The organism is Nonomuraea typhae (assembly GCF_009760925.1).
Classification (GTDB): domain Bacteria; phylum Actinomycetota; class Actinomycetes; order Streptosporangiales; family Streptosporangiaceae; genus Nonomuraea; species Nonomuraea typhae.
This window is the reverse complement of sequence record NZ_VRLV01000013.1, coordinates 72,302-96,787: the sequence shown is the minus strand read 5'-3', so window position 1 is coordinate 96,787 and position 24,486 is coordinate 72,302. Positions and strand designations below refer to the sequence as shown.

Annotated in this window: 21 protein-coding genes and 1 pseudogene; 17 read left to right on the top strand and 5 right to left on the bottom strand. The window is 70.0% G+C overall.

All coding sequences use genetic code 11. The features are described from left to right. Nucleotides 1-234 precede the first annotated feature (234 nt). The 3 genes from FVE25_RS38210 to FVE25_RS38200 all read left to right on the top strand — a co-directional run bounded on the left by FVE25_RS38210 (nucleotide 235) and on the right by FVE25_RS38200 (nucleotide 4,144). A complete protein-coding gene (locus tag FVE25_RS38210) occupies nucleotides 235-2,181 on the top strand; it encodes a serine/threonine-protein kinase (RefSeq protein ID WP_157252376.1) in 1,947 nt (648 codons plus the stop codon). Between the two features lie 54 nt (nucleotides 2,182-2,235). Beyond that, a complete protein-coding gene (locus FVE25_RS38205) occupies nucleotides 2,236-3,210 on the top strand; it encodes a malate dehydrogenase (protein ID WP_157252375.1) in 975 nt (324 codons plus the stop codon). A gap of 133 nt (nucleotides 3,211-3,343) precedes the next feature. Further along, complete coding sequence (locus tag FVE25_RS38200; protein ID WP_157252374.1) at nucleotides 3,344-4,144, top strand: DUF11 domain-containing protein; 801 nt, start codon at nucleotides 3,344-3,346, stop codon at nucleotides 4,142-4,144. 177 nt (nucleotides 4,145-4,321) lie between these two features. Here FVE25_RS38200 and galE read toward each other — a convergent pair whose 3' ends face one another. After that, nucleotides 4,322-5,269, bottom strand: a complete 948-nt coding sequence (gene galE, locus FVE25_RS38195) for a UDP-glucose 4-epimerase GalE (RefSeq protein ID WP_157252373.1) — start codon at nucleotides 5,267-5,269, stop codon at nucleotides 4,322-4,324. An 86-nt stretch (nucleotides 5,270-5,355) separates the two neighbouring features. On the opposite strand from galE, the gene FVE25_RS38190 reads away from it, so the two are divergent. Together FVE25_RS38190 and trpS are read left to right on the top strand one after the other, a co-directional pair. Continuing rightward, nucleotides 5,356-6,666 (top strand): hemolysin family protein, encoded by a 1,311-nt coding sequence (locus FVE25_RS38190; RefSeq protein WP_157252372.1) that lies wholly within the window; start codon nucleotides 5,356-5,358, stop codon nucleotides 6,664-6,666. Between the two features lie 43 nt (nucleotides 6,667-6,709). Beyond that, nucleotides 6,710-7,714, top strand: coding sequence for a tryptophan--tRNA ligase (gene trpS / locus FVE25_RS38185; protein ID WP_181019852.1), 1,005 nt, complete (start codon nucleotides 6,710-6,712; stop codon nucleotides 7,712-7,714). A gap of 175 nt (nucleotides 7,715-7,889) precedes the next feature. On the opposite strand, the pseudogene FVE25_RS55630 reads toward trpS, so the two are convergent. After that, a pseudogene (locus FVE25_RS55630) lies at nucleotides 7,890-8,591 on the bottom strand (response regulator); the annotation flags it as partial. Between the two features lie 377 nt (nucleotides 8,592-8,968). On the opposite strand from FVE25_RS55630, the gene FVE25_RS38175 reads away from it, so the two are divergent. The 5 genes from FVE25_RS38175 to FVE25_RS38155 all read left to right on the top strand — a co-directional run bounded on the left by FVE25_RS38175 (nucleotide 8,969) and on the right by FVE25_RS38155 (nucleotide 12,399). Then, the gene (locus tag FVE25_RS38175) at nucleotides 8,969-9,283 is read left to right on the top strand and encodes an ATP-binding cassette domain-containing protein (RefSeq protein ID WP_157252371.1); all 315 of its coding nucleotides are present in this window, start codon (nucleotides 8,969-8,971) and stop codon (nucleotides 9,281-9,283) included. A gap of 49 nt (nucleotides 9,284-9,332) precedes the next feature. Then, on the top strand, nucleotides 9,333-9,602 hold the full coding sequence (locus FVE25_RS38170; RefSeq protein ID WP_157252370.1) for a hypothetical protein: 270 nt from the start codon (nucleotides 9,333-9,335) through the stop codon (nucleotides 9,600-9,602). Then, the gene (locus FVE25_RS38165; protein WP_157252369.1) at nucleotides 9,599-10,048 is read left to right on the top strand and encodes a hypothetical protein; all 450 of its coding nucleotides are present in this window, start codon (nucleotides 9,599-9,601) and stop codon (nucleotides 10,046-10,048) included. Before FVE25_RS38170 ends, FVE25_RS38165 begins: the two co-directional genes overlap by 4 nt. A gap of 37 nt (nucleotides 10,049-10,085) precedes the next feature. Beyond that, the gene (locus FVE25_RS38160; RefSeq protein WP_157252368.1) at nucleotides 10,086-11,273 is read left to right on the top strand and encodes an amidohydrolase family protein; all 1,188 of its coding nucleotides are present in this window, start codon (nucleotides 10,086-10,088) and stop codon (nucleotides 11,271-11,273) included. 187 nt (nucleotides 11,274-11,460) lie between these two features. After that, nucleotides 11,461-12,399, top strand: coding sequence for a YihY/virulence factor BrkB family protein (locus tag FVE25_RS38155; RefSeq protein ID WP_157252367.1), 939 nt, complete (start codon nucleotides 11,461-11,463; stop codon nucleotides 12,397-12,399). Here the strand turns inward: FVE25_RS38155 and FVE25_RS38150 are convergent. Further along, nucleotides 12,396-13,523: a D-alanyl-D-alanine carboxypeptidase family protein gene (locus tag FVE25_RS38150; protein WP_157252366.1), complete on the bottom strand. Its 1,128-nt coding sequence runs from the start codon at nucleotides 13,521-13,523 to the stop codon at nucleotides 12,396-12,398. The two genes, FVE25_RS38155 and FVE25_RS38150, sit on opposite strands and share 4 nt — an antisense overlap. 83 nt (nucleotides 13,524-13,606) lie before the next feature. On the opposite strand from FVE25_RS38150, the gene FVE25_RS38145 reads away from it, so the two are divergent. After that, nucleotides 13,607-13,810, top strand: a complete 204-nt coding sequence (locus FVE25_RS38145; RefSeq protein ID WP_246268082.1) for an SCO4848 family membrane protein — start codon at nucleotides 13,607-13,609, stop codon at nucleotides 13,808-13,810. Here FVE25_RS38145 and FVE25_RS38140 read toward each other — a convergent pair. Further along, nucleotides 13,807-15,159 carry a peptide ligase PGM1-related protein gene (locus FVE25_RS38140; RefSeq protein ID WP_157252364.1) on the bottom strand — a complete coding sequence of 451 codons (1,353 nt, stop codon included), beginning with the start codon at nucleotides 15,157-15,159 and terminating at the stop codon, nucleotides 13,807-13,809. The two genes, FVE25_RS38145 and FVE25_RS38140, sit on opposite strands and share 4 nt — an antisense overlap. Nucleotides 15,160-15,644: 485 nt before the next feature. On the opposite strand from FVE25_RS38140, the gene FVE25_RS38135 reads away from it, so the two are divergent. Beyond that, entirely contained in the window at nucleotides 15,645-16,883 is a 1,239-nt protein-coding gene (locus FVE25_RS38135) for a M20 family metallopeptidase (protein ID WP_157252363.1), read from the top strand. 112 nt (nucleotides 16,884-16,995) lie between these two features. Here FVE25_RS38135 and FVE25_RS38130 read toward each other — a convergent pair whose 3' ends face one another. Continuing rightward, on the bottom strand, nucleotides 16,996-18,873 hold the full coding sequence (locus FVE25_RS38130) for a Xaa-Pro dipeptidyl-peptidase (RefSeq protein WP_157252362.1): 1,878 nt from the start codon (nucleotides 18,871-18,873) through the stop codon (nucleotides 16,996-16,998). Nucleotides 18,874-18,894: 21 nt separating this feature from the next. Here FVE25_RS38130 and FVE25_RS38125 point away from each other — a divergent pair, with 21 nt between their 5' ends. The 5 genes from FVE25_RS38125 (at nucleotide 18,895) to FVE25_RS38105 (ending at nucleotide 24,485) form a co-directional block, all read left to right on the top strand. After that, nucleotides 18,895-19,116, top strand: a complete 222-nt coding sequence (locus tag FVE25_RS38125; protein WP_157252361.1) for a hypothetical protein — start codon at nucleotides 18,895-18,897, stop codon at nucleotides 19,114-19,116. Between the two features lie 26 nt (nucleotides 19,117-19,142). Then, nucleotides 19,143-20,213, top strand: coding sequence for a BMP family lipoprotein (locus FVE25_RS38120; protein ID WP_157252360.1), 1,071 nt, complete (start codon nucleotides 19,143-19,145; stop codon nucleotides 20,211-20,213). Between the two features lie 173 nt (nucleotides 20,214-20,386). Continuing rightward, nucleotides 20,387-22,069 (top strand): ABC transporter ATP-binding protein, encoded by a 1,683-nt coding sequence (locus FVE25_RS38115; RefSeq protein WP_157252359.1) that lies wholly within the window; start codon nucleotides 20,387-20,389, stop codon nucleotides 22,067-22,069. Continuing rightward, entirely contained in the window at nucleotides 22,069-23,208 is a 1,140-nt protein-coding gene (locus FVE25_RS38110) for an ABC transporter permease (RefSeq protein WP_157252358.1), read from the top strand. Before FVE25_RS38115 ends, FVE25_RS38110 begins: the two co-directional genes overlap by 1 nt. Further along, entirely contained in the window at nucleotides 23,205-24,485 is a 1,281-nt protein-coding gene (locus FVE25_RS38105; RefSeq protein WP_157252357.1) for an ABC transporter permease, read from the top strand. The genes FVE25_RS38110 and FVE25_RS38105 overlap by 4 nt, the downstream gene beginning before the upstream one ends. The last annotated feature ends 1 nt before the right edge of the window (nucleotide 24,486 follow it).

The following is a 24,486-nucleotide window of genomic DNA, read 5'->3' as shown; positions in this document are numbered from 1 at the left end:
TCCGTGTCGGCCTTGTCAACGACGGCCGGCTGCCCGAAACTCTGGAGGCGGTCGGGCGGAGCATACCCGGCCCGCGGCTGCTCCGGGTCGATTATCCCGACGCGACAGAGCCGCGGCAGGCGGGCATGGCGCGCATCGTTTGCGACGTTACGAACGGTTAACGGTTCCCTGAGGACTTCCTGAGCGTCGTAAAGTTTGCCTCGTTGGGGTTTTGTGCACACGTGGGGATGGTCAATGCCGCAGATCGCGCCGCTCGTTGCCGGTGATCCCGGGCAGCTGGGCTCGTTCCGGCTGACCGGGCGCGTCGGCGAGGGCGGGCAGGGCATCGTCTACCTGGGCGTCAACGAACAGGGCGAGCGGGCGGCGATCAAGCTCCTGCACGTCAAGTTCAGCGGTGACACCATCGCCAGATCGCGGTTCGCGCGGGAGCTGAAGGCGGCCGAACGGGTCGCCTCCTTTTGTACGGCCCGCGTCATGGAAGCCGACCTCGACGGGAACACGCCCTACATCGCCAGCGAGTACATCGACGGCGTGCCCCTGCGCGACCTCGTCGACGACGACGGCCCGCTGCGCGGCACCGCGCTCGACCGGCTGGCCATCGGCACCGCGACCGCGCTGACCGCCATCCACCACGCCTCGATCGTGCACCGCGACTTCAAGCCCGACAACGTGCTGATCGCCGCCGACGGCCCGCGCGTGGTGGACTTCGGCATCGCCCGCATCGTCGACTCCACCGGCACCATCACCAGCCGGGCCATCGGGACACCCGCCTACATGGCGCCCGAGCAGATCGCCGGCGACGACGTCGGCCCCTACACCGACGTGTTCGCCTGGGGCGCCACGATCGCGTTCGCGGCGACCGGGGTGACGGTGTTCGAGGGCAGCTCGATCGCGGTCGTGCTGAACCGGATCCTCAACCACGAGGTGGACGTCAGCGCGATGCCCGAGCCGCTGCGCAGCGTGGTCGCCTCGGCGCTGGCCAAGGATCCGCAGGCGCGGCCGACCGCCGACCAGCTGCTGCTGCGGCTGCTCGGCCAGCCCGACACCTCCGGGGCGTCCACGGCCGTGTTGTCCAGGGGCGCGGAGGTCGCCAGTGACGACACGACGCCGTTCACCCGGGTGCGCACGACGCTGGCCGACCGGAAGCCGGTGACCGACCCGGCGCCGGTGCCCAACGTGACGACGCAGCCGCCGGCCGTGTCGCGGGGGCAGGCGCAGCTCGCGGAGCTCGTCAACGGGCCACCGCCGCAAGAGCAGCCCCCACCGTCCCCACCGGTGAAGCCGCCCGCCCCGAAGAAGCGGGGCAAGGGGCCGGGGCGGTGGATCGCGGTGGCCGTGGCGCTGCTCCTGCTGGCCGCCGCCGCGGTCCTGGCCGTGCTCAACGACTGGCCGTGGGCCTTCGGGGCGCAGCCGTCCAGCGGCGGCGGGAACACGCAGCCGGGGGACTTCGCCTCGGTGATCGACAAGGTCGGCCAGACCGGGAAGCTCACCATCGGCGTCAAGGGCGATCTGCCCGGCATCGGGCTGGGGCGGGACGGATCGTTCCAGGGTTTCGACGTCGAGCTGGCCCAGCGGATCGCCCGGGCCCTCGGGGCCAAGGACGTGACCTACGCCCAGGTGGGACGCTTCGACCGGGCGGCCTCGCTGAAGTCCGGCAAGGTGGATCTGGTCGTGGCCACCTACTCCGTCGACCCGGACGAGGACGTGCTGTTCGCCGGGCCGTACTATGTCGCCCACCACGACGTGCTGGTGCGCTCGGGCGCCAACGTCAGGACGCTGCAAGACCTCCAGGGCAGGCGGCTCTGCGCGCCCAGCAGCCCGTCCGTGGCCAACGTGCAGGACCGCGTCAAGGTGGAGCCGGTCCCGGCCGACAACTACGCGCAGTGCATGGACAAGATCAAGAGCGGCGAGGTGGACGCGATCCCCGGCGAGGACCTCCTGCTGGCCGGCTTCGCCAACCGGGAGACGAGCCTGCGCTTCTCCGTCCTCGGCGCCAAGCTCAACAGCCAGCGCTACGCCGTCGGCATCAAGCGCGGCGACAGCCGTACCTGCAAGGCGGTCTCCGGCGTCATCGCCCAGCTCTACACCGACGGCACCGTCGCGAAGCTGCTGCGGAAGCATTTCGGCAACGTGGACTTCGCACCCGAGCTCAAAGCCCCCTTGATGGAACCCTGCGAGTGACGAGCGGGTAGCATCCGAAAGTCAATGAATCATCCTGCGAGTTAGGGGAAGGCCATGGCCACGCCCGTCAAGGTGACCGTCACCGGCGCCGCCGGACAGATCGGGTACGCGCTCCTGTTCCGCATCGCGTCGGGTCAGCTGCTCGGCGCCGACGTCCCGGTGAAGCTGAGCCTGCTGGAGATCCCGCAGGCGGTGAAGGCGGCCGAGGGCACCGCGATGGAGCTCGACGACTGCGCGTTCCCGCTGCTGTCCGGCATCGAGATCACCGACGACCCCAATGTCGCCTTCGACGGCGCCAACGTCGCCCTCCTCGTCGGCGCCATGCCCCGCAAGGCCGGCATGGAGCGCGGCGACCTGCTCGGCGCCAACGGCGGCATCTTTGGCCCGCAGGGCAAGGCGATCAACGATCACGCCGCCGGCGACATCAAGGTCCTGGTCGTGGGCAACCCGGCCAACACCAACGCGCTCATCGCCCAGCGGAACGCGCCCGACGTCCCGGCCGGCCGCTTCACCGCGATGACCCGCCTCGACCACAACCGCGCGCTGTCCCAGCTCGCCGCCAAGCTCCAGGTCCCGGTCACCGAGATCAAGAAGATGACCATCTGGGGCAACCACTCGGCCACGCAGTACCCCGACCTGTTCCACGCCGAGGTCGGCGGCAAGATCGCGGCCGAGCAGGTGGACGAGTCCTGGCTGCGCGACACCTTCATCCCGACCGTCGCCAAGCGCGGCGCCGCCATCATCGAGGCCCGCGGCGCCTCCAGCGCGGCCAGCGCCGCCAACGCCGCGATCGACCACGTCTACGACTGGGTCAACGGCACCGACTGGACCTCCGCCGCGATCGTCTCCGACGGCTCCTACGGCGTGCCCGAGGGACTCATCTCCTCCTTCCCGGTCCGCGCCGTGAACGGCGCCTGGGAGATCATCCAGGGCCTCGAGATCGACGCCTTCTCCCGCGAGCGCATCGACGCCTCCGTGCGCGAGCTCGCCGAGGAGCGCGACGCGGTCAAGGAGCTCGGCCTCATCTGACGCTCTTCCGTGAAGGCGCGCGTCCGGCCGGACGCGCGCCTTTTCCGTTTGGTACGGCTTCCGCGTGTCGCCATGATGATCACCCGGATGAACACGTTGAATTGAGGCCGAACGGCACAGGGGGTCGGTGGTCATGCGGCGCAAGGTGTTCGCCGGGTTCATGGGCGTGATGGTGGCGGGCACGCCGGCCGCCGCCCACGCGGGGGACGGATGGGGCTCGGCCGACCTTTCGGTACGGCTGAGCGCCGAGCCTGCCGTGGCCCAGCCGGGACACCCCATCATCTACCGGGCCGAGGTCCGCAACGCGGGACCGGGCGACGCCGTCCTGCCGGTGCTGACGGTGACGCTCCCGGCCGACGTGGAGATCGTCAGCGTGGACGTGGCCACCTGCCGTCCCGGCGCCGTCGCGCACGAGGTGGTGTGCCCCTCGCCCGCGGACGTGCTGGCCGGCGGGCGCGGCGGGGTGACGGTCACGGGGATCGTCCGACCGGGCGCGCGCGGCCCGCTGATCTCGCGGGCCGCGCTCGTCTCCGAGGTGCGCGACGAGAACGAGAGCGACAACACCCACACCCTGCAGACCCGGGTGGACGAGGGCGCCGACCTGAGCCTGCGGCTGTCGGGCCGGGCACGGGGCAGCAGGTACGCGCTGTCGGCGCTGGTGCGCAACCAGGGCCCGCGCATGGTCAGGGACGCCCGCATCTTCCTCAGGACGGGCCCGGCGCGGCTGGTGTCCGCGGTGGGGGCGCGCTGCCGGGGCCGCGTCGGTTACGTCTCGTGCAGGCTGCGGGCCGTGGCCTCGGGTGAGCGCCTGCGGGTACGGCTGTCGCTCTGGGCGCCGGACCGCCCGGTCAACGCCAGGGCCAACGTGTACTCCAGCCGGTTCGGCGACCGGCGCCCGGCCGACAACCGCGCCAGGATGCGGATCATGGGCTAGCCGTCGTGCCCACTTCACACATGTGGGCGGGGGGAGGAGGGACCGGTGGGGAGGTCGCGAAGACCACCCCGGCCACGGCCAATCCGCAACCACCTGCGATGAGTGCCACGAAGAGCGCTCCGGGGGAAAGGCGCTTCACATTTCGGTATCACAGCACACATCGGGCGGTGTTAACCGTCATTTTCCGGAAAGCGCGGCCCAGGCGTCGGCGACGATCGTGGGCAGCGCGGTCCGCTCGGCCTTCCAGCCCAGCTCGGCCTGGATCTTGTCCGAGGAGGCCACCAGCACCGCGGGATCGCCGGCCCGGCGCGGGCCGACCGTCTCCGGGATCGGGTGCCCGGTCACCTCGCGGCAGACGTCGATGACCTCCTTGACGGAGAACCCGGTGCCGCTGCCCAGGTTGTAGATCTTGTGCTCGCCCTCGGTGACCGCGCCGAGCGCCAGCAGATGCGCCCTGGCCAGGTCGGCCACGTGGACGTAGTCGCGCACGCAGGTGCCGTCGGGCGTCGGGTAGTCGGTGCCGAACACCCGCACCTCCTCGCGCTCGCCGGTGGCGACCTTGAGCACGTTGGGGATCAGGTGGGTCTCGATCGCGTGCCGCTCGCGGAACCTGCCGTAGGCCCCGGCCACGTTGAAGTACCGCAGGCTCACCGCGCCCAGGCCGCGCAGTCCTGCGAAGGCGGTCAGCGCCATGTCCACGGCCAGCTTGGTCTCGCCGTAAGGGTTGGTCGGGCGGGGCGGGTCGCTCTCCAGGATCTGGGGGCTGATCGGCTCGCCGTACGTCGCCGCGGTGGAGGAGAACACGATGCGGCGCACGCCCGTGCCGTGCATCGCCTCCAGCAGGGCCAGGGTGCCGCCGAGGTTGTGCCGCCAGTACAGCTCGGGCTTTTCCACCGACTCGCCGACCAGCGACTTGGCCGCGAAGTGCAGCACGGCGTCCTGCCCGTCGAGCGCGTCGTGCGCCTCGGCGACGTCTGCCTGGACGAACCGCGCCCCGTCCGGGACCGCGTCGGCGTGCCCGGTGGACAGGTCGTCGAGCACGGTCACCTCGTGGCCCGCCTCGACGAGCTGCGCCGCGACCACGCTGCCGACATATCCGGCACCACCGGTGACCAGCAGCCTCATGTTTACTCCTGATGAAATATGTTGGATTTTGTACGGCTCGCGGTTCAGCATACGCGGGAAAGGCGGCGAGTACGCTGCCAACCACCATGTTTGACACCGTCGCGGCCAACATCGCCCTGGTCCTGCTCTTCATTCTCGTGGGCGGCTTCTTCGCGGCCGCCGAGATGGCGATGGTCTCCCTCCGGGAGAGCCAGGTGCGCAAGCTCGCCAAAAAGGGCAGACGCGGCGAACGCGTGGCCAAGCTCGCCCGTGACCCCAACCGCTTCCTGTCCGCCGTCCAGATCGGCGTGACCGTGGCGACGATGCTGTCGGCCGCGTTCGGCGCCGACCGGCTGGCCAAGACGTTCATCCCCGTGCTCCAGCGCTGGGGCGTGCCCGGGGCGCTGGCACCCGCGCTCGCGCTCGTCCTCGTCACGCTGGCGATCTCCTACGTCTCGCTGGTTCTCGGCGAGCTGGCGCCCAAGCGGCTGGCCAGGCAGCGCGCCGAAGGGCTCTCGCTGGTGGTCGCGCCGTTCCTGGACTGGGTCGCCAGGCTGTCGCGGCCGGTCATCTGGGCGCTGTCGAAGTCGACCGACGGGGTGGTGAGGCTGCTCGGCGGCAACCCCCAGGCCGACCGGGAGCAGATGACCACCGAGGAACTCCGGGACATGGTCGTCGGGCACAGCGACCTGACCACCGACGAGCGCAACCTGATCGCCGAGGTGTTCGCCGCCGGCAAGCGCCAGCTGCGCGAGGTCATGCTGCCGCGCACCGAGGTGGAGTTCATGGAGGCCGACACGGCGCTGGCCGAGGCGGCCGTCCTGGCGGCGGCGCTGCCGCACTCCCGCTTCCCCGTCTACCGCGAGTCCTACGACGAGATCCTGGGCTTCGTGCACGTCCGCGACCTGCTCGACCCGGTGCTCACCGGCCGCATCGAGCCGATCAGCGAGCTCGTCCCCGTGCGCCCGGTCAAGCTTGTGCCCGCCTCCAAACGGGTGCTGAGCACGCTGTCGGAGATGCGCGACGAAGGCCACCACCTGGCCATCGTGGTCGACGAGTACGGCGGCACCGCCGGCATCGTCACCCTGGAAGACCTGGTCGAAGAGCTGATCGGCGACATCCGCGACGAGTACGACGTGGAGGACGACACGGTCATCCTGCCCGCCGGCGAGATCGAGATCGACGGGCTGACCAATCTCAACGACTTCGCCGCCCAGACCGGCATCCGCCTGCCCGACGGCCCCTACGAGACGCTCGGCGGCTTCGTCATGGCCATGCTCGGCCACGTGCCCGCCGCGGGCGAGACGGTGGAGATCCCCGGCTTCGCCATGACCGTCACCGACCTGGACGGCCGGCGCATCTCCCGAGTGCGTGTGCAACGCGTTCCGATCGCCGTGCTGGACCCGCCGGAAGCCTGATCGTGTCGCAGGCAGGCGGGGATTCCTGACACAATTGCCAGCTATGGCCAGACCTCGTGTACTCTCCGGCATCCAGCCCACCGCGGACTCCTTCCACCTGGGCAACTACCTGGGTGCCGTCCGCCAGTGGGTCACGCTGCAGGAGACCCACGACGCCTTCTACTGCGTGGTGGACCTGCACGCCATCACCGTGCCGACGGAGCCCGCCGCCCTGCGCCGGCGCAGCCGTGTGGCCGCCGCCCAGTTGTTCGCCGCCGGGCTCGACCCGGAGCGCAGCACGGTCTTCGTCCAGTCGCACGTGCGCGAGCACACCGAGCTGGCCTGGGTGCTCAACTGCCTGACGGGCATGGGCGAGGCCGCCCGCATGACCCAGTTCAAGGACAAGTCGGCCAAGTTCGGCGAGAGCGCGGCCAGCGTGGGCCTGTTCACCTACCCGATCCTCCAGGCCGCCGACATCCTGCTCTACCAGGCCAACAGCGTCCCCGTGGGCGCCGACCAGAAGCAGCACCTGGAGCTGACGCGCGACCTGGCCCAGCGCTTCAACCACCGCTTCGGCGACACCTTCACGCTGCCCGCGCCGCACATCCTCAAGGAGGTCGAGAAGATCACCGACCTCCAGGAGCCGATGGCGAAGATGTCCAAGTCGTCCTCCAGCCCCGCGGGCATCCTCGACGTCCTGGAGCAGCCCGGCCCGCTGCGCAAGAAGGTCATGCGCGCGGTCACCGACACCGGCAGCGAGATCGTCTTCGACGAGGAGAACAAGCCCGGCATCTCCAACCTCCTCCGGATCCACTCCGCCCTGACCGGCACTCCGATCCCCGACCTGGTCGCCCGCTTCGACGGCCAGGGCTACGGCACCTTCAAGAAGGAGGTCGCCGAGGCGGTCGTGGAGACCTTCACGCCGATCCGCGAGCGCACCGAGAAGCTGCTGTCCGACGAGGCCGAGCTGGACCGCCTCCTGTCCATCGGCGCCGGCCGGGCCCGCGCCGTCGCCCAGGAGACCATGGCCCAGGTGCGCGACAGGGTGGGTTTCCTGCCCACGGCATGACCGGTGCCAGGTGCACCTGGCCGGCGATCCAGTCGATCGACTGCCCGGAGCGGGCGGCGCGCGGCACGTCAAGCTCCCGGGCGGTCAGCGGGCAGGCGTCCTCGCTCAGAGCCGAGGCGGCGATCTCGGGATCCACGTAGCGGCGGCCCGCGTGCACCTCGCGGAGGATCTCCGCCAGGCGTTCGGCCGGGGTCGTCTTGGGCACGAACGCCCGGACCCCGGTGGCCAGCGCCCGGCGCAGCACCCCCGGGCGGGCATGCCGCGTGACCAGGACGATCCGCGTCGCCACGTCCCCGAGGATGCGCTCGGCGGCGACCAGGCCGTCTCCGGGAGGCATCTCCAGGTCCAGGATCACGATGTCCGGCCTGGTGCTCGTGGCGGCGGCGACGGCGCCGGTCGTGGTGTCGGCCTCGGCCACGACGGCCAGATCGGGTTCCAGCCCCCCGGCCGCCTGGGAGTGCCGCAGGATGTTGGTCGTCGCCTCCCTGACCACCAGGCCCAGCAGCCGCTCCGCCGTACCCTCCGCGGTGGCCGTGAACTCGGTCTCGGCCGAGATCCCCGCGGCTCCGAGCACCTTGACCGCATTGGCGAGTTCGGTGGCCAGCGAGACCTGCCGGTAGCCGCTCACGACGGCCTTGGTGTCCATGAGCGCGTCGTGCGCGAGCTGCCGGACCTCGCGCATGAGCGCCACGGCCTCATCGGTACGGCTGGCGCCGAGCCGCGCGGCCAGTTCGCTCTTGAGGGCGATGACCTGGAGATGGTGTCCCTGAATGTCGTGAAGGTCGGCAGCGAAGCGGATCCGTTCCTGGTCCACGGCCAGAGACCTGGCACGCTCCAGCCGCCTGGCCACCTCGTACGTCCACCACTGCGCCAGCATGGCCATGGCGAGCACCGGCGGCACCACCAGGGTGGCCCACACGACGGAGGCGAACACGCGGGCGGCCAGGCCCGCGCTCACGGCGGCCGCGGCCACCCCGGCCAGCGCTCCGGCGACTGCGGCGAGCCCCCACGTGAGCGCCCCCCAGCCGTGCCCGACCCCGAGCAGCACGACCGCGAACACCCAGAACAACGGCGCCTCGCCCACCAGCGTGACCTGTGTGAACAACCGTAGCCCGGTCAGAGAGGGGAGTTCCATGTCCGTATTGTGGAGGTTCGCCGCCATGACATGTGTCACGAAAAATCGTGACAGGGTCAGCCTGCGACCTCCTCATCCGGCACTACACCGGCCCCACGCCCCGGCCGGAGGCTTGGCCCATGCGAACACCTCTGGCAGTGGACGTCCAAGCCCTGCGCGTCACCTACGGCCGCTTCACCGCCGTCGACGGCATCGACCTCCAGGTACGGCAGGGCGAACTCCTGGCCCTGCTCGGCACGAACGGCGCCGGCAAGACCAGCACCCTGGAAACCCTGGGCGGCCCGGCCGACCCCCTGGCCGTGGTGGACCTGAAGCACCGGGCCGATGTCCGGGTCAAACGGCTGTCCGGCGGCGAGCGGCGGCGTCTGAACCTCGCCCTGGCCATCTCCACCGGCCCGTCGCTGCTGTTCCTGGATGAGCCCACCACCGGGTGACGGAGACGTCGTTGCCCGAGGTCTTCGCGCGGGTGCGGGAGGCGGCGCGATGAGCGCCGCGTGGTACGTCATCGCGGCCACGGAGCTGCGGCTCATCCTGCGCAACAAGCTCGTGGCCGCGATCGCGCTGCTCATCCCGCTGGGGTTCGGCGCGATCTTCATGCTCGGTGGGTCGGACGCGGGCATGCCGCCGCCGATGCGGGCGATGGTGCAGGTGGGCACGTTGCCGGCGTTCACCGTGTACTGCTCGGCGACCACGGCGCTGGCGGCCCGGCGGCAGCACCTGTATCTGAAGCGGCTGCGCACCAGTCCGCGGTGAGCATCGTGGCGGGGCTGTCGGCGCCGCTGTTCGCGCTCGTGGCCGCGCAGGCGGTGGTGCTGGCCGGGGTGTCGGGGGTCTACCGCGGTCAATGGCCGGAGCGGCCGTGGACGCCGGCGCTGGCGGTGGTGATCGGGGCGGTGACGTGTTCCGCGGTGGCGTTTCTGACGGCCGCGTTCACGCCGTCGCCCGAGATGGCGCAGGTCACGACATTTCCGTTCATGTTGGCGTTGATCGGGGCGCCCCTGTGGGTGATGGGCAGGGATCCGGCCGCGATCGACTGGACCGGGCCGGCCATCCCCGGCGGCGCCCTGGCGCACCTCGTCCGGGCCGCCTGGGGCGAGCCGCAGGTGATGGTGGTGCCCGCCGTGGCCGCCGCCCTGGTCATGGCGGCCGTCGCGATCGCCCTGGCGGTTCGGTTGTTCCGCTGGGAGCCTCGCTTTTGATTGCTTTTCAAAAAGCTTTCTGGATAGACTTCTTGCCATGAGAATCCTGATCAAGAACGGCACCGTCATCGACACCCACCCGTCCGTGACCGTGAGCGAGGTCACGGACGTGCTCGTCGACGGCGACCGCATCGAAGCCGTGGGCCGGGGCCTGCCCGAGGACGGCGCCGAGGTGATCGACGCCACCGGCCGGCTGGTCCTGCCCGGCTTCGTCGACAGCCACCGGCACACCTGGCAGGCCCCCTACCGGGCGATCGTCGCCGACGCCGACATCCAGGGCTATTTCCAGACCGTCCTCGGTGAGCTGGCCCCCTCCCTCACCCCCGACGGCGCGCACGCGGGCAACCTGGCCGGGGCGCGCGAGTGCCTGGACGCCGGGGTGACGACCCTGCTCGACTGGACCCAGGCGACCCACACCCCCGAGCACACCGACGCGCTGGTCGCCGCCCTGCGCGAGTCGGGGATCCGGGCGGTGCTCGGCTACTGCCCGCAGGACTTCGCGGCCGAGCCGTACCGTGTGCGTGACACCTGCGTGCGTGCCGACGGACTGCTCACCATGGCGATCGCCGCCCTCGGGCCCGAGATCGCGGGGGAGGAGCGGACGCTGCAGGAGTGGCGGCTGGCCAGGGACCTCGACCTGCCCGTCACCGCCCACCTGGGCGGCAGCTCGCCCGAGCAGGCGCACGCCGCGCTGATGTTCCTGCACGACAACGGGCTGCTGGAGCGGCCCACCACCTACATCCACGCCATCCACTACTCCGACGAGGACTTCAAGCTCATCGCGGGCACCGGCGGCAGCGTCTCGGTCTCGCCGGTGGACGAGCTGACGCTGGGCATCGGGTACCCGGTGACCGGGCGGGCCGCGGCGGCCGGCGCCGCGGTCTCCCTCAGCGCCGACACCGTGACCTGCGGCCCCGGCGACATGTTCAGCCTGATGCGGGCCGCCTTCGCGATGGAGCGCGGCCGTGGCAACCTCGCCTTCACCACCCGCGACGTGCTGCGCATGGCCACGATCGGCGGCGCGGAGACCGTCGGCCTGGGCGCGGTCACCGGCTCGCTGACGCCGGGCAAGCAGGCCGACCTCATCCTCCTGCGCACGGACACCCCGGGCATGTCCGGCACCCGCGACCCGATCGGCGCGATCGTCCTCAACGCCGACACCAGCGCGGTCGAGACCGTCCTGGTCGCGGGGCGGTTCCGCAAGCGCGACGGCCGCCTGCTGTAGGGGGTTTGGGGGCGGCTTGGGCGGCCCGTGACGTGCGCGCGGGCAGGTCTAAGCGCGTGGGAACGGGGTCCTGCGTCCCGGTACGGCGGGGCCGGCGCGGCATCGCCTGGCCGGTGGCTGGTACAACGGCTGTCACCAGGGCAGTCACCCTGAAGGACCCACCGGACGCGCTGGAGTACCCGGGACGATGGCGAACCTGAACGAGAAGGCCGCGGCCTGGCGGGAGCGCGCGATGCGGTTCGTCGAGCACTGGCGGGTCCGGCGGCCGGCGCTCGACCACCTGATCAGGACGATCCAGCGCTACCAGGGCCAGTTCGGCGACCGGCTGGCCGGGGCGGTCACGTACTTCGCGTTCCTGTCGTTCTTCCCGCTGATCGCGCTGGCCTACGCGATCTTCGGTTACGTGCTGACCGCCAGTCCGGGGGTGGAGCAGGCGCTCAAGGCGGAGATCGCCCAGCAGCTCCCCGGCCTGGCCGGCGAGCTGAACCTGGACGTCATCGCCCAGTCCAAGGCCACGGCCGGGATCATCGGTCTGCTGGGCCTGCTCTACGCCGGGCTGGGCGCGATCGACGCGCTGCGCGGGGCGCTGCGGGAGATGTCGATGACCACGACGCCGCCGCTCAACTTCTTCGTCGGCAAGCTGCGCGACCTGACGTCGCTGATGCTGATCGGCGTGACCATGCTGGTGTCGGCGGGCGTCTCGGTGCTCACCTCCGCGACGGCGGGCAGGGTCGCCGAGTGGCTGGGCTTCCAGAACGACGACCTGGGCGCGCGGGGCATGGTCTGGGTGACCGGCATCGTGGCGACCGTGCTGGCCGACTGGCTGCTGTTCATGATCATTCTGGGCTGGGTGGCGCGGCCCACCCGGCCGTTCAGGGCCGTCGCCCAGGGGGCGCTGCTGGGCGCGATCGGCTTCGGGCTGCTCAAGCAGCTGGCGACCCTGCTGCTCGGCTACACGCTGAGCAACCCGCTCTACGGCACCTTCGCGGTCCTGGTCGGGCTGCTGGTCTGGATCAACTTCTCGGCCCGGCTGGTGTTGTACGTGGCGTCCTGGACGGCGACGACCGGCTTCGCGCCGCCGCCCTCGCCCACCCCGCTGCCCTCGAACGGCGACGCGGCAGGCTAGAGGCGGGCCTTGTTGCGGCGGCGCCTGATGCCGAAGCCCAGCCACACCGCCCCGAACAGCAGCCCGCCGCCGATCACGGTCAGGCCGACGGTCCGGCTGGTGTCGGTCTGCTTGGCGGCGGCCGAGTCGAGCAGCGGCGCGGCGGCAGAGGGCTGGGAGCTGGGGGCGGTCACCTGCTGGGCCGGGTCCGGCTGGGCGGGCAGCGGGTCGACGAGCTGTCCCACCGGGGTGACCTTGCCCCGGGCGGAGAAGCCCCAGTCGAGCAGATCCTCCACTTCCTCCCAGAAGTAGCCTTCGTGCCGCATGATCGTGACGATGATCGTGTGGCCGTCGCGGGAGGCGGCGCCGACGAAGCTGCCGTGCGCCTTGGAGGTCCAGCCGTTCTTGACCCCGAGCATCCCCTTGTAGCGCCAGAGCAGTTTGTTGTGGTTGCTGATCTCGTACCACTTCTTCGGCGCGGGGAATTTGGCGGTCTTCGTACTGATATATCGCCGGAAATCCGGGTTGGCGAGGCCGGCCCGGGCGATCAGCGTCAGGTCGTAGGCCGAACTGCTCTGCCCGGGCTTGTCCAGGCCGCTCGGCGTCTTGGCCACGGTGTCGTTGGCCTGCAGCCGCTTGGCCTCGGCGTTCATGTCCCGCATGGTCTTGGCCAGGCCGCCGTTGGCCTCGGCCAGCGCCATGGCCGCGTCGTTGCCGGACGACATCATGAGCGCCCGGAACAGGTCGTGCACCTTGTAGGTCGCCTTGGTGGACAGCCCGACCGCCGAGCCCTCCTGGTTGACCGCGTTGCGGCTGGGCTTGATCGCCTGGTTCCGGTCGAGCTTCGGGATGAGCGTGAGCGCGGTCAGCGTCTTCAGCGTGCTGGCCGGCAGGTAGCGGCCGTGCGGGTCCTTGGCGGCCAGCACGTGCCCGGTCTCGGCTTCGGCGATGAGGAAGGACGTGGCCTTGGTCTTCGGCGGCGGCTTGACGCCTTCGGGAACCACGAGCCCGCGACTGCCGAGCATGTCGCCGCCGACCGGGTTGGCCGAAGCTGGGTCGGCGGACGCACCGGCAGGCGCGCCCGCGAGAGCGGTCAGGGTGACCGCCGCGAGAAGTGCCGTGGCAGGCACCGGTTTCGTCCACATGGCGGTCTCAGCGTAGCTTCGAGTCGTTGCCCATGTGCGGTCATGTCCCCCGATGATCCGCCCCTGATAGTAGAGAAGTGCTTATGTCACGAAAGATAAGCGGATTCCTGGTAGCCGTCGGCGCGTTCATGATCTTTGAGTGGGTCAACCTTGGGTTTAACCTGGCCGACGGCCATCCGACCGGCTTCTACGTGGTCCACGGGATCTTGATCGCGGTCAACCTCGTGCTGGCCGTCGTTCTCGCAGTCATCGGATGGAAGGGGCTGCGCGGAAAACGCACCACCTAACCGCCGCACAACGCCAGCCGGGTGTCGCGGTGGAGTTCGTCGGCCTCCTCCCGCGAGTTGCCGATCGAGGTGAAGCCGAGCTTGCCGTGCTCGGGAATGGCCCCGAGCAGATGCAGCACGTTCCCGGTACGGCGGGCCGCGTCGAACCCGAGCCCCCGCTCCTCGAGCATGCGCACCACCGCGCCCGGCGTGGACCCGCGCAACTGCCCGGCGTAACAGTTGTCCGTGGCGGTGTAGTACTTGGGCTGGCCGCCGTCCATCAGCAGCCCGGTGCCCGGATCGTAGGTCGCCCCGGTCGTCAGCAGGGTCGCCCCGAAGGGATGGGTGGTCCCGCCGATGCGCAGGTTGATCTCGCACAGCAGCGCCGCGTACCCGGAGTCGGACTTCAGCGCGAAGAAGTCCATCCCGAACAGCCCGACGACCCCGCGCGTGGCCAGGATCTTGGCGATCTTGGCGGCCGACTCGCCCACCTCGTGGCGGTATTCGGCCCGCGCCGGGAAGGTGCAGCCCTGGTAGACGTCGGCGTTGGCGCCGCCGAGCACCTGGTCGTGGGTGGCGACGACGTCGTGGTGGCCGCCGGGTGTGATCCTGGCCAGCGCGCTGGGGTAGAAGAGCGGCCGGTGCTCGATGAACTCCTCCACGACCGCCCCGCGTTCGGCGATCTTGGCGGAGAACGTCTCCCAGGTCTCGCCGTCGGCCGAGAAGCTGGCGCGCGACCAGTCGCTCTTGGTGACGATGGCGTTGCCGAGCCCGGAGTAGCCGTCGTTGAGCTTGACGATGACGCGCTCGCCGGGCAGGGAGAAGACCGCGTCCTCGATCTCGCCCTGGTGACGCAGGTCGCGGAAGCCGCGGGCCATGGGCACGCCGGCCTCGGCGCCGACCTCGCGGGCGCCGCTCTTGGAGCCGTAGTAGGCCAGCGAGGTGGCCGGTCCGTAGATGGGCACGTTGAGCAACGACGCGATGCGTTCCTCGAGGTCGCTCATGACGAACGGGACCAGCCACGCGTCGCCGTCGATCGCCGCGCGTACCCGGGCGAGAGCCTCGGGGCGGGCCAGCAGCGTCCTGGCGAGGGGCTGGGATCGGGTGTCGTCGAGGCTGATCAGCGTCAGCCGCCGGGCGGCGTCATCCGGGTCGGGCAGGAAGCCGAAGTAGTAGGAGACGATGTCCGGGTCCACCGGGGCGGAGGAGAGGTAGACGACCTTCACGCCGGGCTTGCGCAGGGTCAGGAGCAGGAACAGAAGCCGCTCCTCATAGCACCTCGCCCCTGTGATCCGGCGTAGCTCGTCCTGTGGAAGGGAGAGCGAGGGTACGACCACCAGGGTCCCCTCGCTCGGCTCGAAGATGCTCAACTGTGCATGCTTCTCCCCGAACGGGATATTAGTGATCATATTGCGAGTGAAGCACCGATTAACGACAAATGCAGCCATCGCCGCAGTGTCATGACCAAGCCGGAAGGTGACAGGATTCGAAAGCGTTCAAACGTTTGGGAGTAGCGACAACGGGTCACCATCTAATGATCCCTTGTGACTATTTCCGTGCTGGACCGACCGGTCGCTCAGCGTGATGACCTGTGGTTACGGGCATGCCAGCATCCAACTTTTGGTGTAGTTGTCCACGAGCGGCCGCACCGGAGCGATAAAGTTGAAGCATCGCCATCGGGCTTGCAGCTAACCGCTGACCCCAGGCTGCGGAAGATCGTCCCGATCGGACGGCGTTGATCGCCAAACAGGCACGGCTGCAACCGCACTGCAAGAAATGACGAAGAACGGCGCAACCAGCCGTGCGAAGCTTAGACACAGGGGCTCGCACGAGGTTTTGGACGGGACGGTGAACGATGCGGGGACGTGAGCTGCGGGGGGAACTCGACGCGTTCCTGGCGGAGTCGGAGAAGGATCTCGTGGCGTTCCGCCGCGACCTGCACATGCATCCTGAACTCGCTTTCGCTGAATATCGCACGACCCAGCTGATTTCCGAGCGGCTCACAGCCGCCGGGCTGATGCCCAAGGTGCTGCCACGCGGCACCGGGCTCATTTGTGACGTAGGCAGCGGCGACGGCCCGACGGTCGCGCTGCGCGCCGACATCGACGCACTGCCGTTGCAGGACGAGAAGGAGGTGTCCTACCGCTCGACGGTGCCCGGCGCCTGCCACGCCTGCGGCCACGACGTGCACACCACGATTCTGCTCGGCACTTCGCTCTTCCTGGCCCAGCAGGCCGACGCCGGACTGCTGCCCGGCCGGGTCCGGCTGATCTTCCAGCCCGCCGAGGAACTCCCCGGCGGCGCCCTGGAGGTCATGGCCCACGGCGGCATCCACGGCGTCGACCGGATCTTCGGCCTCCACTGCGACCCGCGCGTGGACGTCGGCCAGGTCGGCCTGAAGACCGGCCCGATCACCAGCGCCTGCGACCGCGTGCTCGTGCGCGTCTCCGGCCCCGGTGGCCACACCGCGCGCCCGCACCTGACCGCCGACCTGGTCTTCGCGCTGGCCAAGATCCTCACCGAGCTGCCGGCCGCGCTCTCCCGCCGGGTCGACCCGCGCTCGTCGCTGAGCCTGGTCTGGGGCCGGGTCGAGGCGGGCTCGGCGGCCAACGCCATCCCCGACGACGGCGTGGCCGAGGGCACCGTGCGCTGCCTGGACGAGGACGCCTGGCACGCCGCGCCCGACCTGATCAAGGCACTGCTGGAGTCGGTCGCCGCCGCCTACGGCGTCGAGGCCACGATGGAGTACACCCGCGGCGTCCCGCCCGTCGTCAACGACGAGGTCAGCGTCGAGATGCTGACCGAGGCGGCCGAGCGCGCCCTGGGCGACGCCAGCGTCATCCCCACCCAGCAGTCGCTCGGTGGCGAGGACTTCGCCTGGTACCTCGAGTCGATCCCCGGCGCCTTCGCCCGCCTGGGCACCCGCTCACCGGAGGACGGCGTCACCTACGACATCCACCAGGGCACCTTCGACGTGGACGAGCGCGCCATCGCCACCGGCGTGCGCTTCATGGCCACCACCGCGCTGACCGCCCTGTGGGAGGGCGCGCGCATCATGGCCCCCGCCTCCACCGCCTCGACCGCGATGGCGTAGGGGCACCTCCGGCACGACGCGGCCGCCCGCCGATCCCGGCGGGCGGCCGCGTTTCTCCGCTTCTAGGGGTGGTCACCGCGATTGAGGGGTTCCCACCCGCGATTCAGGGGTCTCAGCCCAGCGAGCCGAAGACGACCGGCAGCCGCAGCGACGAAAGGCCGGGCGAGACGCGGATGTTCGTCCCCCGCGGGTAGCGCAGCGTGTAGTCGAAGTCCGTCGACAGCACGACCACGCCCAGCTTGTGCCCCTTCTTGAACAGGTAGTCCTGCGGCTGGAAGTCCCACGTGAAGGAGTACTCCTTGCCCGGCCGCAGCGGCTCGCTCCGGTCGGCGCGGTGCCGGTTGCGCACGTCCAGCCAGCCCCGGGAGACGATCTTGTAGGGGGTCTCGGCCACCGCGTGCGTGCGGATCGAGGTGCAGCCCGTGTCCCCGGGGACGCCCTGGCCGTAGCACCACGTCTCGCCCGTCGGCACCAGCGCGCCGGTCGGGCGCGTGTCGGCGCCGAAGTCCACCAGCAACGCCGTCAGGTACGGCGAGGCGCCCTTGGTGAACGACGCCCGGAGCGAGATCTCGGGCGTGCCCGAGATGCGGACGTCGGTCCTGAGTTCCCTGCTCACGTAGGCCAGGCGGTTCGGGTCGGCCGCCGGGACCGTCTCCACGAGCTGCTCCGCCGTACGGACCTTCTGGTCGACGAACGACTCGCGCGCCGACAGCGGCCGCGGCAGGAGGCCGAGCTTGCCGCCGGAGCCCAGCCACAGCGGGACGTTCGCGGTGCCCGGAAGCGGCCACGTAGCGTGCGTGCCCCACTGGCCGGGCGCGATCTCGACGTCGGCCTGCGGCTCGCGCATGATGCCGCTGTCGATGTCGTAGAGCCAGTAGTCGAACCAGCCGTGCAGCTGGCGCAGCCACTCCTTGGCCCGCAGGCTGAACGGGTCGCGGTGGGTGCCCTGGTGCAGCCAGATCTTGCGGGGGACGTTGCGCTTGGCCAGCGCGTCCCACCACTGGACGGCCTGCTTGGTCTTGACGTTCCAGTCGTTGAGCCCGTGCGCGACGAAGACGCTGGCCTTCACCTTGTTCACGTCGTTGAGGTAGTTGCGCACGTCCCAGAACCGGCTGTAGTCGCCGGTGATCCGGTCCTGCTCGGCCTCCAGGCGGTCCATGAGGCCGCCGCAGACCTGCTCGCCGTTCTGCCGGGTCAGCACGTAGCGGGCCAGGACGTCGGCGTCCTCGCCCTGGAAGCCGCCGGGCGCGAGGACGCCGCCGTTGGCGCGGTAGTAGTCGTACCAGGAGGAGATCGCGGCGATCGGCACGATGGTCTTGAGCCCTTCGACGCCGGTCGTGGCCACGGCGTTGGGCAGGGTGCCGTTGTAGGAGGTGCCGATCATGCCGACGTTCCCGGTCGACCAGGTGGCCGCGACCGGGTTGCCGGCGGCGTCGAAGCCGCGGGCGCGGCCGTTCAGCCAGTCGACGGCGGCCTTGGGGCCCGCGGTCTCGGCCGGGTCGCCGGTGGTCGGGCAGCCGGTGGCGCGACCGCTGCCGATGTTCTCCACCAGCGCGATGGCATAGCCGCGGGGGAGGAAGAAGTTGTCGTAGTAGCCGTCGAACGGCCCGGCGTCCTTGGTGGTCAGGAGCGCGCGCTGGTTGCTCGGCAGCGGGTTGCCGTTCTCGTCGACGTCGACCGGGTGGTTCGCGACGTCGTTGCCTCCGGCGTAGTAGGGACTGGCCTCCATGATGATCGGCACCTTGAGACCCTGATCGGTCTCCTTGGGCCGCAGGATGTCGACGGCAACCCGGTCGGGCTGCCCGTCGGCGTCGCTGTCGGTTCCGGCCACCTCCACGAAGACGGTCTGCTTGATCGCGTCGGCCCGCGAGAAGACGGGCTGCGTGGCATTGTTCTCGATCTTGATCGTGGGCGTGTCCGCGGCCGCCGGCGTCGCGGTCAGCGACGCGAGGAGCAGCAGCGGTACGGCTAACGCCGGCCTGCGAAGCATGAGTGGCTCCAGGGAAGTTTGATGACGTCTGTCGGTAATCTCTGCCATCTCGCGGGCCTCGGCAAGATCTTGACAACGTCAAAAGTTGGGCAAAGCTTCACCGGCTGGATCCAGGTCACAGACGCGACTGATGTCGATAACGGAGCGGTTGCGGAGCGCTGTACGGTTTGGTATGCGCTGGTCAAGCAACTATCTTCCGAGCAGGGTTGCCGTGCATTTCTTCGCGCCTGCGATGAAGTTTGACGGCGGGGAAATGGAAGGGAGTCGCCTTGCTCAGCAAGCGATTCGGCAAGACGGCGATCGGCACGCTGGCCGGCGCCATGCTCATGGCTGCCGCGGCGTGTGGCGGGAGCGGCGGTGGCACCACGGCCAGCACCGCCCCCACGGGTGCGGCCAGCGAGGGGGCAGCCAAGGAGGGCGCCCTCAAGGTGGGCCTCGCGTTCGACGTCGGCGGTCGCGGTGACAAGTCCTTCAACGACGCCGCCTACGCGGGCCTGGAGAAGGCCAAGACCGACCTGGGCGCCGACATCAAGGAGCTGAGCCCCGCAGGCGACGGTTCCAACCGCGGCGAACTGCTCCGCCAGCTGGCCGACGCCGGCTACAACCCGATCATCGGTGTCGGCTTCGCCTACGGCGAGGACATCAAGAAGGCCGCCACGGAGTACCCCGAGATCCAGTTCGCGGTCGTGGACTCCGCCTCCAACGCGCCGAACGTCACCGGCCTGCTGTTCGCCGAGGAGCAGGGCTCCTACCTGGCGGGCGTCGCCGCGGCCACCAAGGCCAAGAGCGGCCACGTCGGCTTCGTCGGCGGCGTCGAGAACGACCTGATCAAGAAGTTCGAGGCGGGTTTCGTGGCCGGCGTGAAGTCGGTCAAGAAGGACGCCAAGATCGACATCAAGTACCTCACCCCCGACGGTGACTTCTCCGGCTTCAAGGCCCCCGACAAGGGCAAGGTCGCGGCCGAGAAGATGTACCAGGACGGCGCTGAAATCGTCTACCACGCCGCCGGCGACTCCGGCCTCGGCGTCTTCCAGGCGGCCGCCGCCGCCAAGAAGAAGGCCATCGGCGTCGACTCCGACCAGCGCCAGACGGTCAAGGAAGCCGGCCTGCAGTCCGTCATCATGACCTCGATGATCAAGCGCGTCGACGTCGGCGTGTTCGAGTTCGTCAAGGCATTCCAGGGCGGCGCCAAGGGCGGCAGCAACGTCACCTACGACCTGAAGGTCGACGGCGTCGGCCTGGCCACGACCGGTGGCGAGATCGACGACCTCAAGGCCGACCTGGACGCCGCGCGGGAGAAGATCGTCTCCGGCGAGATCCAGGTTCCGTCCAAGCCGTAACCTGGGTAGGTAAGTCTCGTTTGAGGGCTCGGGGAGCTTCCCCGGGCCTTCGCTCTATCCGCCTTGCTCGCAGGAGAACCACATGAGCATGGAGCGAGCCCGACGCACTGAGCTGAGCAGACCCGTTCGTTCCGGACGCGTCCGCCCGGCGAATGAGGAGCGGTGAGCCACCAATGACTTCCGACACGCTCGCTCCGGCGCAACCCGCCGTCGAGCTGGAGGGCATCACCAAGCGGTTCCCGGGCGTCGTCGCCAACCACGACATCCGGATCGCCATTCAACCCGGCACCGTCCACGCCATCTGCGGGGAGAACGGCGCCGGCAAGTCCACCCTCATGAAGATCCTGTACGGCATGCAGAAGCCGGACGAGGGCACGATCCGGGTGAACGGCGCAGGCGTGAGCTTCCGCTCGCCCAGCGACGCGATCAACGTCGGCATCGGCATGGTCCACCAGCACTTCATGCTGGCCGACAACCTCACCGTGCTGGAGAACATCGTCCTCGGCGCCGAGCCGAAGAAGGCAGCCGGCCGGCTCGACGTGGCCGCCGCCCGCCGTAAGATCGTCCAGCTCGCCGAGGCGCACGGCCTGCGCGTCGACCCCGACCGTCTGGTGGAGGACCTCGGCGTCGGCGACCGGCAGCGCGTGGAGATCCTCAAGGTCCTCTACCGCGGCGCCCGCATCCTCATCCTCGACGAGCCGACCGCCGTGCTCGTGCCCCAGGAGGTCGAGGAGCTCTTCGACAACCTGCGCGAGCTCAAGGCCGACGGCCTCACCGTCATCTTCATCTCCCACAAGCTGGACGAGGTGCTCAGCATCGCCGACGCCATCACGGTGATCCGGCGCGGCACCACCGTCGCCAGCCTCCCGCGCAGCGAGATCGGCAACGCCCGCCAGCTCGCCGAGCTCATGGTCGGCAGCGAACTGCCCACGCCCGAGACCCGCGAATCCACCGTCACCGAGACCGTCGCCCTCAAGGTCACCGGGCTGACCATCGGCGCCGAAGGCCACCGCCCCGTCGCCACCCCCGAAGCGCTGCGCGCAGGAGGCGAGCGCCTGCTGCTCGACGACATCGGCTTCGAGATCCACAAGGGCGAGATCCTGGGCATCGCCGGCGTCGAGGGCAACGGCCAGTCCGAGCTGATCGAGGCCATCATGGGCATCCGCCCGGCACACGGCGAGATCACCCTGGGCGGCACCGACATCAGCGCCTGGTCCACGCTCAAGCGCCGCGAGGCCGGCATCGGCTACATCCCCGAGGACCGCCACCGCCAGGGCCTGCTGCTCGAAGCCTCCCTCTGGGAGAACCGGGTCCTCGGCCACCAGACCCGCAAGCTCGGCAAGCGCGATCCCTGGATCAAGCGCGTCGCCGCCAAGATCGGCATCCGGATCAAGGGCCGCGCAGATGCCCCGGTCAAGCGGGGCGCGGCCAAGAGCGGCATCTGGATCGACCGCCGCGCCGCCAAGGCCGACACCCAGCGCATCATCATGCAGTACGACGTGCGCACCCCGGGCGTCGACACCCTCGCGCTCGCCCTGTCCGGCGGCAACCAGCAGAAGCTCATCGTCGGGCGCGAGATGAGCGGCGCGCCCGCCTTCCTCATCGCCGCCCACCCCACCCGGGGCGTGGACGTGGGCGCCCAGGCCGCCATCTGGGACCACCTGCGCAACGCCCGGGCCGCCGGCCTCGCCGTACTGCTGATCTCCGCGGACCTCGACGAGCTCATCGGGCTGTCCGACACGCTGCACGTCATCTACCGCGGCAGGCTCGTCGCCCGCCTCGACCCGTCCGACGTCACGCCCGAGCGGCTCGGCGGCTACATGACCGGCGCCATCACCGCCACCGAGGAGATGTGATGCCCGCAGGGCTCTATCGCGCGCTGCTGACTGTCGCGGGTGCGGTGGTCGCCGTCGTGCTCGCCATCGCGATCACCAGCGTGGCGATCATCGTGGCGGGGGCCAGTCCGACCGCCGCGTTCGCCGCTTTCTTCGACTTCGGCGAGACCGAGCGGACCGTGGTCAACGGCATCACGACCATGCTCAACCGGGCGGTGCCGCTGTTCATCGCCGGACTCGCGGTCGCGGTCGGCTTCCGGATGAACCTCTTCAACATCGGCGTCGAGGGGCAGTACCGGCTCGCCGCCGTGGTGGCGGCCTTCGTCGGCTCGACGTTCGTGGCGCCGGCCTGGATCCAGATCCCGGTGATCATCATCGTGGCGGCGATCGTCGGCGGCCTCTACGCGCTGATCCCGGCGCTGATGAAGGTCGGGCGCGGCGTCAACGAGGTGATCGCCACGATCATGCTCAACTACATCGCGATCAACCTCGCCGCCTTCCTGGTGCGCGGGCCGTTCACCGGGCCCCGGCCCGAAGGGCAGCTGACCATCTCCACCCCGCCGCTGCCTGAGTCGGCCTGGTTCCCCAACCTGAACTTCCTCTTCGAGATGTTCGGCCTGCCCGCCCCGCGCGGCGGCGGCCTGTGGGGCTTCCTCGTGGTGGCGATCCTGCTGGGGATCGGGCTGTGGATCGTGCTGGAGCGCACCCGGTTCGGCTTCGAGGTCAAGGCCAGCGGCCTCAACGCCCCCGCCGCCCTCGCCTCCGGCGTCAACCCGAAGAAGATGGTCATCTCGGCCATGGTGCTGTCCGGTGCGATCGCCGGGCTCATCGGCATGCCGGAGATCCTCGGCTCCACGCACGCCTACAACTCCAACTTCACCCCCGGCCTGGGCTTCCTCGGCATCGCGGTCGCGCTGCTCGGACGCAACAAACCGGTCGGCATCGCGTTCGCCGCGCTGCTGTTCGGCTTCCTCGACCGGGCACAGGGGCCGCTGCAGTTCGCCAACGTGCCGCCCAGCGTCATCGTCATCATGCAGGGTGCCATCGTCCTCCTGGTGGTGGTCTCCAACGAGGTCACCGGCCGGATGGCGATGCGCTCAGAGGAACGGCGGGCCGCCCGCCTGCTCGGCACCAACAAGCCTGTTGAGGTGGGAGCATGACCGGGGTCCGCAAGTACCACCTCGCGCTGATCGGCGTCTCCCTGCTGATCATCGTCATGTCCCTGGTCCGGGTGATCTCCGGGCACAACGACATCACCTCCTCGGGCACCTTCGCCGCGGCGCTGATGCTGGCCGTCCCCATCGGGCTGGCCGGGCTCGGTGGCCTGTGGGCCGAGCGCGCCGGCGTGGTCAACATCGGCCTCGAAGGCATGATGGTGATGGGCACCTGGTTCGCCGGCTGGGCCGGATACCAGTGGGGCCCGTTCGCGGCGCTCGCCGCCGGTCTGGCCGCCGGTGCGGTGGGCGGCCTGATCCATGCGATCGCCACCGTCGGCTTCGGCGTCGACCACATCATCAGCGGCGTCGCGATCAACCTCCTCGGCCCGGGCATCACCCGCTTCCTGTCGGAGGTCCTCTACAAGGAGGGCTCCTCCGCGGCGCAGGCCGGCGCCGGCATCACCACCTCCCCGGCGATCTCCGGGAAGCTGCCGGAATGGAGCCTGCCGCTCCTGTCGGACCAGATCGACGTCTTCGGCATGCTGGAGAGGACACACTGGTTCCTGATCTCCGACGTGGCCGGCATCCTCGGCGGTCTCACCCGTGACTTCAACCCGCTGGTCCTTCTGGCCGTGGTGCTGGTCCCGCTGACGTACCTCGTGCTCTGGCACACCGCCTTCGGCCTGCGCCTGCGCTCGGTCGGTGAGAACCCCTGGGCGGCCGAGTCGCTCGGCGTCAACGTGTACCGGCTCAAGTACATCGCCGTCGTCATCTCCGGGGCCTTCGCCGGTCTCGGCGGCGTGTTCCTGGTCTTCGGCGTCACCAAGTACGTCGAGGGACAGACGGGCGGACGGGGATTCATCGGCCTGGCCGCCATGATCTTCGGTAACTGGCGGCCCGGCGGCCTGGCGGTCGGCGCCTCCCTGTTCGGTTACGCCGACGGCCTGCAACTGCGCAACCAGGGCGCGGTCACCTCGTTCTTCCTGTTCGGCGCGATCCTGCTGCTCATCTACCTCGGCAACAAGATCCGCGTCATGACGCGCTCCGGCCAGCCGGCCGAGCTCGCCGGACGCAGCGCCAAGGACTACACGATCATGGCGGGCGCGGCAGCCGCCGCCGTGGTCCTCATCTGGCTGTGGATGGTCATCGACAGGCTGCCCAACGAGTTCGTCTACATCACCCCGCACGTCCTGACCCTGCTCGTGCTCTTGGCCGCCTCGCAGCGCCTGCGCATGCCCAAGGCGGACGGCGTGCGGTACCGCCGTGGGGAGCAGCACTAGA

Excerpts from the sequence above, each read along its gene's own strand:
- FVE25_RS38210 (WP_157252376.1), top strand. The coding sequence starts at position 235 with ATGCCGCAGATCGCGCCGCTCGTTGCCGGTGATCCCGGGCAGCTGGGC.
- FVE25_RS38205 (WP_157252375.1), top strand. The coding sequence starts at position 2,236 with ATGGCCACGCCCGTCAAGGTGACCGTCACCGGCGCCGCCGGACAGATC.
- FVE25_RS38200 (WP_157252374.1), top strand. The coding sequence starts at position 3,344 with ATGCGGCGCAAGGTGTTCGCCGGGTTCATGGGCGTGATGGTGGCGGGC.
- galE (WP_157252373.1), bottom strand. The coding sequence starts at position 5,269 with ATGAGGCTGCTGGTCACCGGTGGTGCCGGATATGTCGGCAGCGTGGTC.
- FVE25_RS38190 (WP_157252372.1), top strand. The coding sequence starts at position 5,356 with ATGTTTGACACCGTCGCGGCCAACATCGCCCTGGTCCTGCTCTTCATT.
- trpS (WP_181019852.1), top strand. The coding sequence starts at position 6,710 with ATGGCCAGACCTCGTGTACTCTCCGGCATCCAGCCCACCGCGGACTCC.
- FVE25_RS38175 (WP_157252371.1), top strand. The coding sequence starts at position 8,969 with ATGCGAACACCTCTGGCAGTGGACGTCCAAGCCCTGCGCGTCACCTAC.
- FVE25_RS38170 (WP_157252370.1), top strand. The coding sequence starts at position 9,333 with ATGAGCGCCGCGTGGTACGTCATCGCGGCCACGGAGCTGCGGCTCATC.
- FVE25_RS38160 (WP_157252368.1), top strand. The coding sequence starts at position 10,086 with ATGAGAATCCTGATCAAGAACGGCACCGTCATCGACACCCACCCGTCC.
- FVE25_RS38155 (WP_157252367.1), top strand. The coding sequence starts at position 11,461 with ATGGCGAACCTGAACGAGAAGGCCGCGGCCTGGCGGGAGCGCGCGATG.
- FVE25_RS38150 (WP_157252366.1), bottom strand. The coding sequence starts at position 13,523 with ATGTGGACGAAACCGGTGCCTGCCACGGCACTTCTCGCGGCGGTCACC.
- FVE25_RS38145 (WP_246268082.1), top strand. The coding sequence starts at position 13,607 with ATGTCACGAAAGATAAGCGGATTCCTGGTAGCCGTCGGCGCGTTCATG.
- FVE25_RS38135 (WP_157252363.1), top strand. The coding sequence starts at position 15,645 with ATGCGGGGACGTGAGCTGCGGGGGGAACTCGACGCGTTCCTGGCGGAG.
- FVE25_RS38130 (WP_157252362.1), bottom strand. The coding sequence starts at position 18,873 with ATGCTTCGCAGGCCGGCGTTAGCCGTACCGCTGCTGCTCCTCGCGTCG.
- FVE25_RS38125 (WP_157252361.1), top strand. The coding sequence starts at position 18,895 with ATGACGTCTGTCGGTAATCTCTGCCATCTCGCGGGCCTCGGCAAGATC.
- FVE25_RS38115 (WP_157252359.1), top strand. The coding sequence starts at position 20,387 with ATGACTTCCGACACGCTCGCTCCGGCGCAACCCGCCGTCGAGCTGGAG.
- FVE25_RS38110 (WP_157252358.1), top strand. The coding sequence starts at position 22,069 with ATGCCCGCAGGGCTCTATCGCGCGCTGCTGACTGTCGCGGGTGCGGTG.
- FVE25_RS38105 (WP_157252357.1), top strand. The coding sequence starts at position 23,205 with ATGACCGGGGTCCGCAAGTACCACCTCGCGCTGATCGGCGTCTCCCTG.